Origin of the sequence: Umezawaea tangerina (assembly GCF_003002815.1) — a bacterium.
GTDB classification, from domain to species: Bacteria; Actinomycetota; Actinomycetes; order Mycobacteriales; family Pseudonocardiaceae; genus Umezawaea; species Umezawaea tangerina.
This window is the reverse complement of sequence record NZ_PVTF01000013.1, coordinates 63953-80409: the sequence shown is the minus strand read 5'-3', so window position 1 is coordinate 80409 and position 16457 is coordinate 63953. Positions and strand designations below refer to the sequence as shown.

The 16457-nt window shown below is 72.9% G+C and carries 9 protein-coding genes; 4 read left to right on the top strand and 5 right to left on the bottom strand.

Features of this window, described 5'->3' with window-relative positions:
- Positions 1-180 precede the first annotated feature (180 nt).
- Positions 181-3213: an MGH1-like glycoside hydrolase domain-containing protein gene (locus tag CLV43_RS35960; protein WP_245887218.1), complete on the bottom strand. Its 3033-nt coding sequence runs from the start codon at positions 3211-3213 to the stop codon at positions 181-183.
- A 177-nt stretch (positions 3214-3390) separates the two neighbouring features.
- On the opposite strand from CLV43_RS35960, the gene CLV43_RS35955 reads away from it, so the two are divergent.
- Positions 3391-5391, top strand: coding sequence for a HelD family protein (locus CLV43_RS35955; RefSeq protein ID WP_106193163.1), 2001 nt, complete (start codon positions 3391-3393; stop codon positions 5389-5391).
- Positions 5392-5446: 55 nt separating this feature from the next.
- Here CLV43_RS35955 and CLV43_RS35950 read toward each other — a convergent pair whose 3' ends face one another.
- From CLV43_RS35950 to CLV43_RS35940, 3 genes are all read right to left on the bottom strand, one after another.
- Positions 5447-9178 carry a family 78 glycoside hydrolase catalytic domain gene (locus CLV43_RS35950; RefSeq protein WP_106193161.1) on the bottom strand — a complete coding sequence of 1244 codons (3732 nt, stop codon included), beginning with the start codon at positions 9176-9178 and terminating at the stop codon, positions 5447-5449.
- Between the two features lie 256 nt (positions 9179-9434).
- Positions 9435-9773: a putative quinol monooxygenase gene (locus CLV43_RS35945; RefSeq protein ID WP_106193159.1), complete on the bottom strand. Its 339-nt coding sequence runs from the start codon at positions 9771-9773 to the stop codon at positions 9435-9437.
- The gene (locus tag CLV43_RS35940) at positions 9773-11203 is read right to left on the bottom strand and encodes an FAD-dependent monooxygenase (RefSeq protein ID WP_245887217.1); all 1431 of its coding nucleotides are present in this window, start codon (positions 11201-11203) and stop codon (positions 9773-9775) included. The genes CLV43_RS35945 and CLV43_RS35940 overlap by 1 nt, the downstream gene beginning before the upstream one ends.
- A gap of 93 nt (positions 11204-11296) precedes the next feature.
- Here CLV43_RS35940 and CLV43_RS35935 point away from each other — a divergent pair, with 93 nt between their 5' ends.
- Entirely contained in the window at positions 11297-11863 is a 567-nt protein-coding gene (locus CLV43_RS35935; RefSeq protein WP_106193467.1) for a TetR/AcrR family transcriptional regulator, read from the top strand.
- A 26-nt stretch (positions 11864-11889) separates the two neighbouring features.
- Positions 11890-12906, top strand: a complete 1017-nt coding sequence (locus tag CLV43_RS35930; RefSeq protein WP_106193465.1) for a LacI family DNA-binding transcriptional regulator — start codon at positions 11890-11892, stop codon at positions 12904-12906.
- Between the two features lie 2 nt (positions 12907-12908).
- Here the strand turns inward: CLV43_RS35930 and CLV43_RS35925 are convergent, their stop codons facing one another.
- Complete coding sequence (locus CLV43_RS35925; protein ID WP_106193155.1) at positions 12909-13952, bottom strand: LacI family DNA-binding transcriptional regulator; 1044 nt, start codon at positions 13950-13952, stop codon at positions 12909-12911.
- A gap of 191 nt (positions 13953-14143) precedes the next feature.
- On the opposite strand from CLV43_RS35925, the gene CLV43_RS35920 reads away from it, so the two are divergent.
- Complete coding sequence (locus tag CLV43_RS35920; protein ID WP_106193154.1) at positions 14144-16444, top strand: extracellular catalytic domain type 1 short-chain-length polyhydroxyalkanoate depolymerase; 2301 nt, start codon at positions 14144-14146, stop codon at positions 16442-16444.
- Positions 16445-16457 lie beyond the last annotated feature (13 nt).

Sequence of the window (16457 nt, the reverse complement as noted above, 5' to 3'; positions counted from 1 at the left end):
TCGCACGGACGGACCGGAGCTCGGCATCCGTCGGTGGTCTTGGTCGACCAGGGGTGGCTTCAAGCCTTCCGGCGAGTCTCGGCGCGGTCCCCACGCGCTGGGCACGACGGTAGCCGACGACCTGGGAGGCCCGTCAAGCCCGCGGTCCCGATGGGTACCAAGGCCTACCGCGCCCGCTTGTCACCGCCCCAGCACCGTCATCCGATCCACCGCCACGCTCCCCGCGGTCACCCGCACCCCGATCGCGGGCGACCACCCCGCCCTCCGCTCCGGCGACACAGCCGTGCCGTACGGAGCCACGCGCAGCCGCCTCCACGTCCCCGCGTGCCCGATCCAGCTGGTCATCGCGTCCGCGCCGAACACGACCGCGAACCGGTCCCCCGGCGCCCACGTGACGTCGGCGCAGCACCCGCCCGTCGCGCTGTCGCCGTAGTCGCGGCCCTCGACCCGGACGTCCACACCGGACGCCCGGCCCTTGTTGTTGTACCAGGCCAGGACCAGGTCGTCCGGACCGTCGCCGAGGCCCAGCAGGACGCTGTCCTCCGGCGAGGCACCGGAGAACGAGGAGGGCGCCAGCACCACCGCGACGTCACCGGCGGGCGCCTCCACCGGGGCCACCAGCACCGCGGAGGACTGGCGGCCCGCCGCCGTCGCCACCAGCGACCCGCCCGCGGTGGTGATCGCGGGCGCGGGCTCGCCGAAGCGGGCGCCGACCCGGTAGTCGCCCGGCTGGTCGAACCCGTCGTCCCACACCACCGCCTTGAAGTCCGCCGGGTCGAACGCCGACTCGGCCTGCACGACGTCCGAGGTCACCAGCGTCCGTCCACCCCGGACGGTCGACACCGCCAGCCGGACCGGGACCCTCGAACCGGGGGTGAGGTTCGCGGGCGCGGTCACCTTCCAGCGGAGCTCGGCCGGGTGGCCGGGAGTGACCAGCCGGGGGCCGACCCGGTCCGCGGTCCACCCCGCGGGCAGCTGCAACGACGGTCGCACGGTCACCGCGGACGTGGTGCGCACGGTGGCCTCGACCTCGGTGGTGGCGCCCGACCGCACGTGCAGCAGCCCGTCGTCGCCCGCCTTGAGCGCCGCGGTGACCCGGCCGTCCTCGGGTCGCCACGACTGGAGCGCGGTGATGCCCACCGCGCCGCCGTCGGCCCGCGTCGGCCGGATCCGCAGCGCGCTGGTCACCACCGGCGGCGAGACGACGACCCGGCTCACCTGGCCGCGCACGGGCGTCGCCGGTGTCCGCGCCTGCCCCGGCGGCTCCGCCCACGTCCCGTCGGCCTTCCGGTACTCCAGGGCGAAGGCGTCCGGCGTCCGCACCCCTCCCCCGTCGTCGTAGAACGACACCCGCACGTCCGAGACGGGCGTGGCCGTCCCGACGTCGACGGCGAGCCAGTCCTCCCGGTTCGGGCTGCCGTAGGTGGTCCACCGGGTGGCGGGCACGTCGAGGTGGAAGTCCTGCCCGTCGACCGCGTCGGCCGGGCTGTCGGCGTGCCAGGTGTAGGACGCCGTGGCCGCCGGGAACCCGGATCCGGAGACGTTGGCGAGGTCGTCGACCAGCGGCTCGACCGCGGTCTGCTTCCCGGACGCCACGCGCACGTCGACCGCGCGCAGGTCGGCCTGCTTGTGCACCAGCACCCCGTCGACCCACACCCGCAGCCCGGCGCCCTGTCCGTAGGTCCTGCCGTCGCGGTCCCAGGCCACCGACAGGTTGTGCCCGTGGTAGGGCACGTTCTCGACGGCGAAGTGGTCCCAGCTGTCGGGCACCAGCGGCGACACCCGGACGCGGTCGCCCTGCTGCGGACGGATCCCGAGCAGACCGGAGAGCACCAGGTCGTTGAACGTGGAGTGGTTGTAGTCCTCGCTGTGCCCGGCGCCGTCGTAGATCCACCGGTCCTCGTCCGGGTGGTGCGCCTCGGCCACGTAGGGAGCGCCGTTCTTCCGCTGCGTCGCGGCGTACCCGCGCAGCACGTCGTAGTAGTCCTGCTTGTCCACGTAGGACTGGGCCGGGTAGTCGTCGAGCAGGTTCGCCATCGCCGTCAGGGTCTGGCTGGTCGCGTACGGCCAGCTCGGCCCGTCCCACCGGCAGCAGCCCTGGAGCGCGTCGTGCATGAACCACGGGCTGCGCCGCTCCACGGTGGTCGGCCCGAACGGCGCCGCGAACCCCTGCGGGTCGGTCAGCTGCGCCCACGCCGCCGAGTTCGCCGCGGGCGCCATGTGGAAGTACCAGGGGACGAACCCGATCTCCTCCCGGTCGGCGATCTTGACGCCGCCGGGGTTGTCGTCCCGCATCACGTGCTTGTAGAACTGCCCGCCCTGGTCCCAGAGCTTCTGCTCCACGGTGGTCTGCAACGACTTCGCGTCGCGCTCGTACTTGTCGGCGGTGCGCCGGTCACCACTGAGCCGCAGCAGGGAGGCGATCGCCTTGGCGTCGCCGTACTGGTAGGCGTTCAGCGTCGGCCGGTACCCGGCACCACCGTGGTAGGGGTCGTCGCTCTGGTAGGAGCCGGCGGTGAACTCCATGGCGTCCCACACCGGCACCTGCCAGTACAGGCCGGTCGCCTGGTCGAACTGCGGCGACCAGGTCTTCCACTGCTCCTCCAGCTCCGGCAGCCGGTCGACGGCGAAGTCGAACCGGCCGTCCACCGACGCCCGCGCGAGCACCGCGTCGGCCGCCCAGAACGAGTACTGGTGGGCCCAGTCGGTGGTGTTCTCGTTCAGGCCGTCGGTCGCGGGCTTCGGCCCGGCGCCGCTGCCCTTGAGCCAGTAGTCCAGGTAGTCGTCGAGGTAGCGCGGGTCGCGCAGCCACCGGCCCTCGTAGACGTGGTGCCCGGCCGCGGCCACGATGCCGCCGTTGGGTGCGGAGTACCCGACCGGACCGAGGAACTCCGACACGATCCACCCGTCGTCCGGGCCGGTGTACTTGAGCGCCTCCTTGTAGGTGCGCCAGCGGTAGTAGTAGGTGTCCTCGACCGTGCGGTCCGGCAGGTCGACGAACGGGATGTTCGCCTCGTACCAGGCGGGCTCGACGAACCCGGCCAGCTTCGCGCCGTGGTCGAGCAGGTGGGTGCCCCGGCCGACCTCCGGGTACATCGGCGGCGCGGCGGACGACGGCGCCGCGGCCGCGCCGGGCAGTCCGACCGCGGTGGCGGCCACCAGGGCCAGTGCGACGCCCAGTGCGGGCATCCGGGTTCGGCTGTCGGGCGGCATGAGGGCTCCCAAAGTCGTCGGACTCCGCGCGCCGGTGTCCGCGACCAGTCGCGCGACGTCGCGTGACCACCTGTGCGGTTCTGTTTATAGCTGTTGGATACAACGTTGTAAACCAATCATGTCGAGCACTTGTTCGACGTTGTGCGAAGATCGACGGCCGAACTGGGGGGGTAGTTGGTGACCGAGGGCAAGCAGGAAGAGCTGGCCGCCGAGCGGGCTCGGCTGGAGTACGCGCGCGACTGCCTGGCGCGCAACCGCGAGGAGATGCTGGCGACCGCGGAGTCGATGACCGCCCGCGGCGACGACCCGGACATGATCGCCTGGCTCTACCGCCGGGCGTTCCAGCTGGAGGACCGCGACGACGCGCCGCTGTTCTTCGGCCGCGTCGACGGGCCGCTGCCCGAGCCGGTGTACATCGGGCGGCGCTACGTGGGCGACGGCGACCGCGAGCCCGCCGTGATCGACTGGCGCACCGACATGGCCGCCCGCTTCTACCGGGCGACGGCCGCCACGCCGATGGAGGTCACCCACCGCCGCCGGTACGGCTTCGCCGACGACCACGAGATGACCGGGTTCGACGACGAGCACCTAGCGGACCTGAGCGCGGACGCGGGGCTGAGCGCGTTCGTGCGCAAGGAGATCGAGCTCGCCCACTACGGGCCGATGCGGGACATCGTCGCGACGATCCAGCCCGACCAGGACCACATCGTCCGGCTCGGCGTGCACGACTCGCTGGTCGTGCAAGGCGGTCCCGGCACCGGCAAGACCGCCGTCGGGCTGCACCGGGTGGCGTTCCTGCTCTTCGAACACCACCAGGTGCGGCGGCAGGGCGCGCTGGTCGTCGGGCCGAACGACACGTTCGTGCACCACATCTCCCGCGTGCTGCCCGCCCTGGGCGAGATCGACTGCAGGCACGTCTCGGTGGCCGGGCTCGTCGGCGCCGAGAACGCGCCGGTGGACGACCCGGCCGTGGCCTCGGTGAAGGGCGACGCGCGGATGGCGACGGTGCTCGACCGCGCGCTGCGGTCGGCCGTGGGGCGGTGGACCGGCGAGTTCGTCATCAAGGACACCAGCCCGTACGTCCGCGTCCAGCCCGAGGAGATCGAGTACCTGGCGGGCGACCTGCTCCGCGAGCGCAGGCCGTTCGGCCCGGCCAGGGACCTGCTCAGGGAGCGGATCGCGGGCCGGGTGCGCCGCAAGCTGGAGATCCGGGGCCGGTCGCTCAGCGACAGCGCGACCCGGAAGCTGGGCGGCGCCAAGCAGACCCGTGCCGTCGTGGAGGCGATCTGGCCGGTGCTCAAGCCGCGCGACGTGCTGTTCCGGCTGTACTCCGACCCCGAGCACCTCGCCGCGTGCGCCGACGGTCTGCTCGACGCCGCCGAGCAGCGGGCGCTGACGTGGAGCAAGCCGCCCGCGACCGCGGCGCGTGCCAAGTGGACCGCGGCCGACCACGTCCTGCTCGACGAGGTCGCCTCGCTGCTGGACGTCGGGCAGCGGTTCGGCCACGTCGTGCTGGACGAGGCGCAGGACCTGTCCGCCATGCAGCTGCGCGCCGTCGGCCGCCGCTGCCTGGGCACGGCGACCGTGCTGGGCGACCTGGCGCAGCAGACCACGCCGTGGGGCAGGCCGTCGTGGGAGGACGTGCTCGCGCTGCTGGAGCTGCCCGGCGAGGTCGCGACCCTCAACACGAGCTACCGCGTCCCGCAGCAGATCCTCGACATCGCCAACCGGCTGCTCCGGGTGATCGCGCCCGACCTGCCGACGACCACGTCCGCGCGGTCGGCGTCGGACGCGGTGAGCCTGGCCCCGGTGCCCGACGGCGGACCGACCGAGGTCGCCCGGCTGCTGGCCGACCTGGTGCGCACCCTCCCCGTGGACAAGGGCAGCGTCGGCGTGATCGTCGCCGACGCGGACGTCGAGGCGCTGCGCGGTGCTCTGCGCGCCGAGGGCGTCGAGCCGGTGGGCGCCGACGAGGTCGACCGCGACCACCGGCTGGCGCTGGTGCCCGTGGGCGTGGTCAAGGGACTGGAGTTCGACAACGTGGTGGTGGTCGACCCGCACCGGGTGATCGGCATGGGCGGCACCGGCCTCCGGCTGCTCTACGTGGCGCTGACCCGCGCGATCTCGCGGCTGACGATCGTGCACACCGCCCCGCTGCCCGACGTGCTCGGCCTGTGAACGCGGCGAGGGGCGCCACCCCTGCGAGTGGCGCCCCTCCCCGGTCCGGACCCGCCTAAGCGGGTGCGGTGAACGTGTAGCTGCCCGAGGGCAGCCGGTAGGACGCCGCCCCGTTGCCGTAGCCGAACGCCACCGCCTCGGCGGGTGCCGTCACGGCCGCCGCGGACCCGGCGGGCACCCGGACGGTCGCCGACGCCCCGGCGGGCACCGTGACCTTCAGGGTGAGCCTGCCGCCCGAGATCGACCAGTCGCTGACCGCCTGGCCGTACGGCGTCTCGTAGGCCGACTTCGCCGACGTGAGACCGCCACCGGGCTTCGGCGCGACGAGCACGGACTTGTAGCCGGGCGAGGCCGGGCCGAGGCCGCCGACCTGGCGGTAGAGGAAGTCCCCGACCGAGCCGAGCCCGTAGTGGTTGAAGGAGTTCATGCCGACGTCCTGGAGGCTGCCGTCGGTCCTGATACCGTCCCAGCGCTCCCAGATCGTGGTGGCGCCCCTGCTGAGCATGTAGCCCCAGCCGGGGTAACCGGGCTGCAGCAGGATCTGGTAGGCGATGTCGGACCGGCCGTGGTCGGACAGGACCGGCAGCAGGTTCTCCACGCCGAGGAACCCGACGGTCAGGTGCCCTCCGGACGCGGCGATCTTCGCGACCAGCTTGTCCACCAGCGACTGCACCCGGTTCTGCGGCACGAGCCCGAACGCGAGCGCGAGCACGTACCCGGTCTGGGTGTTGCCCGACACCGTGCCGTCGGCCGCCACGAACCGCGAGGTGAACGCGGCGCCGACCTGGTCGGCCAGGGTGGCGTACTTGGTGGCGTCCGCGGTGCGCCCGGTGGCCTGCGCCATCCGCGACACCAGCCGCGAGGACCAGCCGAGGAACGCCGTGGAGATGATGTTGCGGGCCGTGTCGTCCTGGACGTTGAGCCAGTCGCCGAAGCCGCCGTCGTCGCGGATCAGGTTGGCGTCGGCCGTGGACCGCAGGTACTCGATCCACCGGGCCATCGCCGGGTAGGCCTCGTCGACCACGCGCAGGTCGCCGGTGCGCTGCCACAGGGTGTAGGGCACGATCACGCCCGCGTCGCCCCAGCCCGCGATGCCCTGTCCCGCGCCGAGGTCCGGCGCGGTGTTGGTGAACGCCCCGTCGGAGTGCTGGGCGTCGGTGAGGTCGTCGGCGTACTTGTTGAGGAACGACGACATGTCCATGTTGAACGTCGACGTGGCCGCGAACGCCGCGATGTCACCGGTCCAGCCCAGCCGCTCGTTGCGCTGCGGGCAGTCCGTCGGCAGGGACAGCATGTTGGAGCGCTGCCCCCACAGGATCGCCTGCTGCACCTGGTTGACCAGCGCGTTGGACGTGGTCAGCGTGCCGATCTGGGACGCGGCCGTCCACGCGGTGCGCCCGGTGACGGCGGACGCGGTCGGGGTGCCGGGGAAGCCGGTCACCTCGACGTAGCGGTAGCCGTGCACGGTGAACCGCGACTCGTAGGTCTCCGTCCCGTTGCCCGACAGGGTGTACCTGTCGGTGCCCAACCCGGCCAGGCGCAGGTTGTCGGTGTAGAGCGTGCCGTCGGCGTTGAGGATCTCGCCGTGCCGCATGGTCACGACGGTGCCCGCCGGGCCCGCGACCCGCAGCCGGTCCCACCCGGTGGCGTTCTGGCCGAGATCGAAGATCCACACGCCGGGCTTGGGCTGGGTGACCGCGACCGGTGTCCGGTCCTGCTGGACCTTGACGCCCTCGTCCACCTGGGACACCAGCTTCGGCGCCGCGTCGGTGCGCACGGTGACCGCACCCCACGAGCTGTCGTTGAAACCGGCGCTGTCCCACCCGCCCGGCAGGCGACGGGCGTCGTACTTCTCGCCCATCTGCATGTCGTCCTCGGTGATCGGGCCCGCGGTGTACTTCCAGCTGCTGTCCGTGCCGATGACCTGCGAGGTGCCGTCGGTGTAGGTGAGCCGCAGCTGCGCGGAGTACCAGGGCTTGGTGCCGTAGTTGTTCGGGCCGTACCAGGCGATGGTGCCGTTGTTCCAGCCGTTGCCCAGCCACGCGCCGAGGGCGTTGGCGCCCTGGACGATCCGGCTGGTCACGTCGTACTCCTTGTACTGCAGGCGCTTGCGGTAGTCGGTCCAGCCGGGGGCGAGGACGTCGTCACCGACCTTGGCGCCGTTGAGCCGCGTCTCCTGCAGACCGAGCGCGGTGGTGGACAGGCGGGCCGAGGCGACCGGCTTGCCGACCGTGAAGCCCTTGCGCAGCAACGGGGAAGGCGTGGTCTGCGGGACGGCGACGTCGCTGTTCCACGGCGCCGCGCCGTAGGCCGCCGCCACCTTCGCGGCGGGCCAGGACGAGTCGTTGAAACCGGGCTGCTCCCAGCCCGACGGTCCGGTCTGGCTCGCCTTCCACGACGCGTCGGTGCTCGCCACCACGGAACCGGCCACGACGAGCCGCGCGATCACGCCCGCGGGTGACTGGCTGGTGTTCTGACCGGACAGCGCGATCGTGTTGGCACCCGCGCGAAGCCTGCTCGCCACGTCGACGGCGACCGCCGTCTTCCACGAGTCGGCCACCCGCGGCGAGGTGCTGACCTGGGTGCCGTTGACCCACACGTCCACGGTGTCGTCACCGGTGACGATCAGGCTGGCCACGGCGGGCGCCGAGCCGAGGGTGACGCTGCCGCGGAAGAAGCGGGTCGCGGCGGGCACACCCGCGGCCGGATCCCCTTCGGGGTACCAGATCCAGTTCGCGCCGCCGAACCCCTGCTGGGAACCGGGCTGGCCGATGAAGGCGCCCTGCCACTCGGAGGCGGGGTTCAGCAGGGCGGTCTCGAAGGAGCGCACAGCGCCCCAGCCGCCGGCCCGACCCTGGGTGTCCCAGACCTTGACGCGCCAGAAGTACTTCGTGTTCGAGGCCAGCGCGCGCCCCGCGTAGACGACGTCCACGGACTGGCCGCTGGCCACGGCACCGCTGTCCCACAGGTCACCGGTGCCCGCGTCGGCCAGCGCGCTCGTGCTGGCGACGATCACCTGGTAGGCGCCCTGCGCCTGGCCGCCGGTCCCGGTGAGCTTCCAGCCCAGCCGCGGCCGGGCGGTGTCGACGCCGATCGGGTCGGCCCGGCGTTCGGTGGTGCCGGAGCCGACGCCCAGCGGCGAGGCCGTCGCGACGTCGGGCGCGCCCACCTGGTCGTTCCACGGTGCGGCGCCGTACGCGCCGAGGTCGGCCGCAGCGGGCCAGGAGGAGTCGGCGAAACCCGACTGCTCCCAGCCTTCCGGCGCGGTCTGCGAGGACTTCCAGGCGCCGTCGGTGGTCAGGTCGACCGCGCCGCCCGCGCTGACGACGTGCAGCCTGCCGAGCAGGCCGGCCGGTCCGGCGGTGCTGTTGCGCGCCACGACCGCGAGGGTGTTCGTGCCCGCCACGAGGGCCGAGCGCAGGTCGACGTGGATCGCGCGCTTCCACGAGTCGACGCCGCGGACGGTGGAGGCGAGCGGCGTACCGTTGAGCCAGACGTCGACCGTGTCGTCACCGGTCACGACGAACTGGGCCTCCGAGACGGCGCCGCTCGGCACCGTGAACGTCCGGCGGAAGTACCGGTCGGCCGCCGGGGCCGAGGTGGCCGGGGCGCCCTCGGGGTACCAGACCCAGTGGGCACCGGTGAGGCTGACCGGGACGGCGGCCCGCGCCGTCGCGGTGGTGGCCACCAAGGTGGTCGAGGTCAGCAGCAGGACGAGTCCCGCGACGAGGGCGTGCAGGGGTCCTCGTCGCAGGGATGGGGCACGTGGCGTTGAGGCACGTCGCATCAGGGGGCTCCGCGGATGTCGAGGGCTGGGGGCTCGAGGCATCGATCGACCAGGGATTAAAACGTTTCAATTATGACGACACCCAGACGCTAGGTGATTCGCGTCACAAGAGTCAACAGCCGTCACAATTGTCCGGAACGGACACCGCCGAACACCGCCCCGATCCCCGCCGCCACCCGGCGCTCCGCGTGCGCCCGAACGGCCGATGCCGCGGTGCTCCGCAAGCCGGTGCACCGCGGCGCCACTCCCCTGCCGGTCAGCCGTGGTCGGTCAGCGCCGGGACGGGCAGCAGGTCCATCGGCGCCCACTCGGTCCCCGGCACCACGGCCCTGATGTGGTGGGGCGTCTCCACGAGCGCCTGCGGCCACTCGCGCTGGATCTTCGGGATCAGCGGCGAGCGCAGGTGTTCCTCCACGGAGCTCTCCTCATGTCCTTCCAGCAGCACGAAAACGGTCGGGTCGTCGACGTCGCGCGCCCAGTGGAACCACAAGTTCCCCTGCTCGGCCCTGGTCGCGCGGGTGAACTCCTCCACCATGCCCATCCAGCGGTCGCACCACTCGGGACGCACCTTGAACCGGATCGTGATGACCAGCATCAGTTCCTCCTCTGATCGACCTTGGCCGGACCCGCTGTCAGGCGGTCCACAGTGGACCTCCAGGACCCGCTCGCCGAGGAGCCCGCCCACGCGATGTACCCGTCGGGTCGGACCAGCAGCGCGGGCCCGTCGTCCAGCCGGCGCGCCACCCGGACGGGCGCGTCGACGGCCTCCGCGTCGCGTTCGAGCACGAGCTGGAAACCGCCCTCGCGCATGGCCTCGAACAGCCTGCCCCCGCGCAGCGGGAGGTCACCCGCGCGACGGCCGACCAACCGGTGGTCCCCCGCCTCGCGCCGGTAGGAGATGCCGACCCCGGAGAACATGCCCGCGGCCTTCGCGGTGAACTTCGGCAGGCGCAGCAGCGTCGAGATGCCGTGCTCGCGCAGCTTGCGCCCGAGCCACGGCCGGATGGTCATCATCCGGATGGTGGCGCCGCTGGAGCGCAGCACCAGCCTGCCCACCGGGTGGCGTTCGGCGTGGTAGGTGTCCAGCAGGGCCTCGTCCGCGCCGCCGAGCACCGCGGCCAGCTTCCAGCCGAGGTTGAGCGAGTCCTGGATGCCGGTGTTCATCCCCTGCCCGCCCGCGGGCGAGTGCACGTGGGCGGCGTCCCCGACCAGGAACACCCGTCCGGTCCGGTACTCGGGGACCTGCCGCTCGTCGCTGCGGAACCGGGACTTCCAGCGGATCTCGCCCATGCCGTAGTCGGTGCCCATCGCGCGCACCAGCACGTCCCGGACCTCGTCCTCGGACATCTCGTGGTCGGGCACGTCCTCGAACCTCCGGTCCCACACGATCAGCCGGAACCAGCCGTCGCCGAACGGCGCCAGGAACGCGAAGCAGTCCTTCACCGCGTTGACGGTCACGATGCCGCGGGGCGGTTCCTCCAGCCGCGCGTCGGCCAGCGTGATCGAGTTGAGCAGCACGCGGCCGGGGAACGGCTGCCCGACCAGGTCCCGCACCGCGCTGTGCACACCGTCCGCGCCGACCACGTAGGACGCCTTCCAGGTGCGTTCGCCGTCGGCGGTGTCCGCCCGCACGACCACCCCGTCCTCGTGCTGCTCCAGACCGGTCACCGTGACGCCGCGGACGACGGTCGCGCCGTGCTCGCGGGCGTGCGCCTCCAGCAGGTCGTCCACGTTGCGCTGCGGTGTGACCAGCAGGAACGGGAACGGCGACGGCAGCTTCCCGAGCCGCAGCTCCGCGCCCCGCCACAGCGACAGCCCCGGCGACGCCGCGCCGGTGGGAACGAGCCGGTCCGCCAGCCCCCGGCTGTCCAGCACCTCCAGCGTCCGGGCGTGCACGCCGAACGCCCGGCTCAGCGGCGACGGCGCCGAGTGCTTCTCCAGCACCGCGACCGAGCGCCCGGCGAGCGCCAGCTCGCCCGCCAGCATGCAGCCCGAGGGGCCGGCTCCCACGACCACCACGTCCACGCTTTCCACGGTGCCTCCAAGTCAACAGTCGGTGACTTGACGGTAGAACCGGACGGGGTGGTTAGTCAACAGCTGGTGACTTACCCTGTGGTCATGACCGCACCACGCCGCCGCTCCGCCCCCGCCACCCGTGCCGCGATCCTCGACGCGGCCCGCGAACGCTTCGGCACCACCGGCTACGACCGGGTGACGATGCGCCAGGTGGCGGGCGACGTCGGCGTGGACCCGGCGATGGTCGTGCGCTACTTCAAGACCAAGGAGGACCTGTTCACCGAGGCCGCCCGCTTCGACCTCGGCCTGCCGGACCTGGACGGCGTCCACCCCGAGGACCTCGCCGCCGTGCTCATGCCCAGGTTCTTCGCGGTCTGGGAGGGCGACGCGGGTTTCCTGTCGCTGCTGCGCGCCTCGGCGAGCAGCGACGCGGCTGGCGCGAAGATGCTGGAGCTGTTCGCGGGCCAGGTCTACCCCGCGCTGGCGGCCGCCGCGGTCGACCGCCCCGCCGAACGCGCCTCCCTGCTGGGCTCCCAGATCCTCGGGCTCGCGTTCGCCCGCTACGTGCTCAAGGTGCCGCCGCTGGTCGCCATGAGCCGTGACGACCTGAGCGAGTGGGTCGCCCCCGTTTTCCGGCACTACCTCACGGGGCCGCCGACCGTATGCTGACCCGGTTCGAGCGCGAGGAGGGTCGGATGCCCCGCCAGGTCACCATGTCCGACATCGCGAAGAGGGTCGGCGTGTCGCGGGTGGCCGTGTCCTCCGCGCTCAACGGGAGGCCCGGCGTCTCGGCGGAGGTGCGCGACCGGGTGCTGGCCGTGGCGCGCGAGGTCGGGTTCACCGCGAACGGCTCCGCCCTGGCGCTGCGCGGGATCACGTCGAGGGCCGTCGGGCTGGTCATGCGCGGGCCGTCGTCGGCGACGATCGCCGTGGAGGTGTTCCGCCGGGAGCTGATCAGCGGCGTGCAGGACGAGCTGATGACCCGCGACATGGGACTGGTGCTGCGGTTCGTCGAGGACGCGGCCGAGGAGCTGGACGTCTACCGCCGCTGGACCGCGGAACGCCGGGTCGGCGGCGTGCTGCTGTGCGACCTGGAGACCGACGACCCCAGGGTGGGCGTCCTGCGCGACCTGGGGCTGCCCGTGGTCGTCGTGGGCGGGCCCGCGCCCGACGACGGGGTCACGAGCGTGTGGTGCGACGACGCCACCGCGGTCGCGGACTCGGTGCGCCACCTGGCCGGTCTCGGGCACCGGCACGTCGCCAGGGTCAGCGGCCCGGCCGCGATGGCGCACACGGTCGTGCGCGACACCGCGTTCCGCACCACGTGCGCCGCACTGGGGGTGCGGGCGCCCCTGGTGCGCGCCGACTACTCGGGCTCCGCGGGGACGCGGCTGACCCGGCGGATCCTGAGCGCGCCGGACCGCCCGACCGCGATCGCCTACGACAACGACGTCATGGCGGTGGCCGGTCTGGCCGTGGCGCAGGAGATGGACATCACCGTCCCGAGTGGACTGTCCATCGTGGCCTACGAGGACTCCCCGCTGTGCCGGGCCGTCTCCCCCGCCCTCACCGTGCTCCGCCGCGACCTCGTCGGCTACGGCGCGCACGCCACCCGGCTCCTGCTCGACGTGCTCGACGGCGCACCCGCGCGGACGGTCGAGGACCGCACCGCGGCACTGGTCGTCCGCGGCAGCACCGGGCCGCCCGGCTGACCTCAGGGCGGCGGTGCCGTGCTGCCCCGCGGGCTCAGGTGCGCGGGCTCGTCGTGCACGCTGCCGACCGGCCTGCCGTCGATGGCGGCCAGCAGCAGCCGCGCGGCGCGCGTGCCGTAGGCGGAGATGTCCCGCACCAACGCGGTCAGCGGGGGTCGGACCAGCCGGCAGACCGGGGAGTCGTCCCACGCGACGATGGACAGGTCGTGCGGCACGGACAGGCCCATCCCCTGGGCCGCCGCCAGTCCGGCCACCGCCATGATGTCGTTGTCGTAGACCAACGCCGTGGGCCTCTCCCGCACCCCGAGCAGCTCGCGGGTCACCCTGGCGCCGTCCTCGCCGCTGTAGTCGGACGGGACCGTGACCGCGCTGTCGAGCCCGAGCTCCGCGGCCAGGGCGGTGAACGTCCGCGTGCGGATCTCGGTGTGCGCGAGGTGGGGCAGGCCACCGACACGGGCGATCCGCCGGTGCCCGAGCGCCACCAGGTACCGCACGGCCTCCGCGAGCGACACGCCGTCGTCCGACCAGATGCCGGCCAGGCCACCGCTGGCCGACGGCGGACCGATGACCACGGCCGGGAACCCCGACTCCTCCAGCGCCGCCACCCGCCCGTCGTCCACGCCCACGTCGCAGATCAGCACCCCGTCGACGCTGTGGTCGTGACGCCACCTGCGGTGCACCTCGATCTCGTGGCCGTGGTCGTGCACCACCTGGAGCAGCAACGAGTAGGAGTGGGCGGCGAGGCCCGCCTCCAGACCGGTGATCAGCTCCATGTAGAACGGCTCCACCGCGAGGGTCCTGGCCGGTCGGCGCAGGGTCAGCCCGGCCACCCCGGACCGCGCGCCCGCCAGTGCGCGGGCCGCGCTGCTCGCGCGGAACCCCAGCGCGTCGGCGGCGGCCACCACCCGTGAGCGGGTCGCCTCGGAGACACCGGAGCGACCGTTGAGGGCGTAGGACGCCGCGCCCTTGGACACGCCCGCCGCCCGCGCCACGTCGGCGATCGTGGGTCTGCGCGCCGGAGGCGGAGGGGAACTTCCTCGGTTCACCGATCCTCCTCGTCAGGCCCGCTCGCGGTGATCAACGCCGGGTCACCTGTCGTTGACAGTCCGGAAACCTACTCCTATGGTCCAGGTACTTACGCGGTTAAGCACGCCGCGAAGTGGCCGCCCCGCTCTCACCCTGCGAAGCCGAGGAGCCGTTCCATGTGCCGTACCCCCGCACGCCCAGGGGCCGACCGATGACCCAGCCGCGCCGTCGCGCGCCCGCCGTCGTCGGCGCCGTCCTGCTGGTCGTGTCCCTGCTCGTCCCGACGTCCGCGCAGGCGTTCCCCGCCTCGACCCGCGCGGCCCTGATCGACTACCTGACCGGCATCTCCGGCCAGTACACGCTGTCCGGCCAGCACAACCGCGAGCCGAACTCCGACCCCACCAAGTACACCCGCGTCGCCCAGTCGATCACCGGCCAGACGCCCGGCCTGTGGGGCGGTGACTTCCTGTTCCTGCCCGACGACGTCGGCCACCGGCAGTCGATGGTCGACGAGGCCATCAGGCAGTGGCGCGCCGGTTCGGTGGTCGCGCTGACGTGGCACTTCTGCCCGCCCACCGGCGGCCCGACGTGCAACTGGGACAACAACATCAAGTCCCACCTGGACAACACCCAGTGGGGCCAGCTCGTCACCGACGGCACCGCGCTCAACACCGCGTACAAGAACCGGCTCAACGAGGCCGTCCCCTACCTGCGGCAGCTCAAGGACGCCGGGGTGCCGGTGCTGTTCCGGCCGGTGCACGAGATGAACGAGGGCTGGTCGTGGTGGGGCGGCCGCCCCGGCGCCGACGGCAGCCGCAAGCTCTACCAGATCACCCACGACCACCTCGCCGACGCCCAGGGCCTCGACAACCTGGTGTGGGTGTGGAACGTCAAGGACGTCGACATGGGCTCGATCTCCCAGTACTGGCCCGGTTCGTCCTACGTGGACGTCGCGAGCCTGGACGTCTGGAACAAGCTCGAACCCAGCGCGTCGGACTACCAGGCCATGCTGACCGTCGCCGGGGGCAAGCCGATCGCGCTGGCCGAGGTCGGCAAGACCCCGACCCCGGCCGTCATGAACGCGCAGCCGCGCTGGGCGTGGTGGATGGTGTGGGCGGAGTGGCTGACCGACCCCGCGTACAACACCAACGCGAGCGTCCAGGCGTCGTACTTCGCACCGCGCGTGCTCAACCGCGGCGAGTTCACCGTTCCCGCGGGCGGTGGGGGCGGTGGTGGAGGCGGCACGACCGGGCCGATCACCGGCCTGGGCGGCAAGTGCGTCGACGTCGCCGCCGCGAACACCGCGGACGGCACGCAGGTGCAGCTCTACACCTGCGACGGCGGCAGCGCCCAGCGGTGGACCGTCGGCACCGACGGCACGATCCGCGCGCTGGGCAAGTGCCTGGACGTGAACGGCGGCATCAACGCCAACGGCACGAAGGTCCAGCTCTGGACCTGCGGTGCGGGCAACACCCACCAGCAGTGGACGCGGAACGGGGCGACCCTGGTGAACCCCGAGACCGGCCGGTGCCTGGACGCCACCGGGCAGTCCAGCGCGGACGGCACCAAGCTCCAGCTCTGGGCGTGCAACGGGCAGACCAACCAGAACTGGACGCTGCCCGGTGCGAGCACGTCGTGCACGCGGGCGTTCGGCGCGGGCGAGCGGACCCTGCCGGTCACGCTCGCGGGCACCACCTACCAGGTCACCACCTACGTGCCCGCCGGCGTCGCGGGCACGACCGCGCTGCCCGTCGTGCTGAACCTGCACGGCAGCGGCAGCACCGGGCCCGGCCAGCTCTCCTACAGCGACATGAAGGCGGCGGCCGACCGGGACAAGTACCTCGTGGTGGCGCCGAGCGGTGCCCTCGCCAGCGACAGCGGGTACGTGTGGAACGTCCCCGGCGTCGGCACGCCGCCCGCGGGCGCCCGTGACGACGTGGCGTTCCTCGACCAGGTCGTCAGCGCGCTCGCCACGCCGCTGTGCGCGGACACCACCCGCGTCTACGGCACCGGCTACTCCGGCGGCGGCCGGATGATCTCCGCCTACGCGTGCGCCCGACCGGGCCGGATCGCCGCCATCGCCCCGGTCGCGGGTCTGCGCGCCGGTCGCCCCGACCCGCAGGACACCACCCGGCCCGACGCCCAGTCGTGCCAACCGGGTCGGGCCGTGCCCGTGGTCGCGTTCCACGGCCGGCAGGACAACACCAACCCGTACGCGGGCGGCGGCAGCGACGTGTGGCGGTACTCCGTGCCCGCCGCCCAGCAGCGGTGGGCGGCCATCGACGGCTGCGGCACCACCCCCACCACGAGCCAGGTCTCCGCGCACGTCACCAGGTCCGTCCACACCGGGTGCGGCACCGGCGCCGAGGTCGTCCTGTACTCCGTCTCCGACGGCGGCCACACCTGGCCCGGTGCGCCGACCGAGTCCTCCGGCAACGGCACCACCACCCGCGAGATCTCGGCCAACACCCTGATGTGGCAGTTCTTCCAGCGCTTCAGCCTGCCCTCCTGACCTGCCGAAGGGA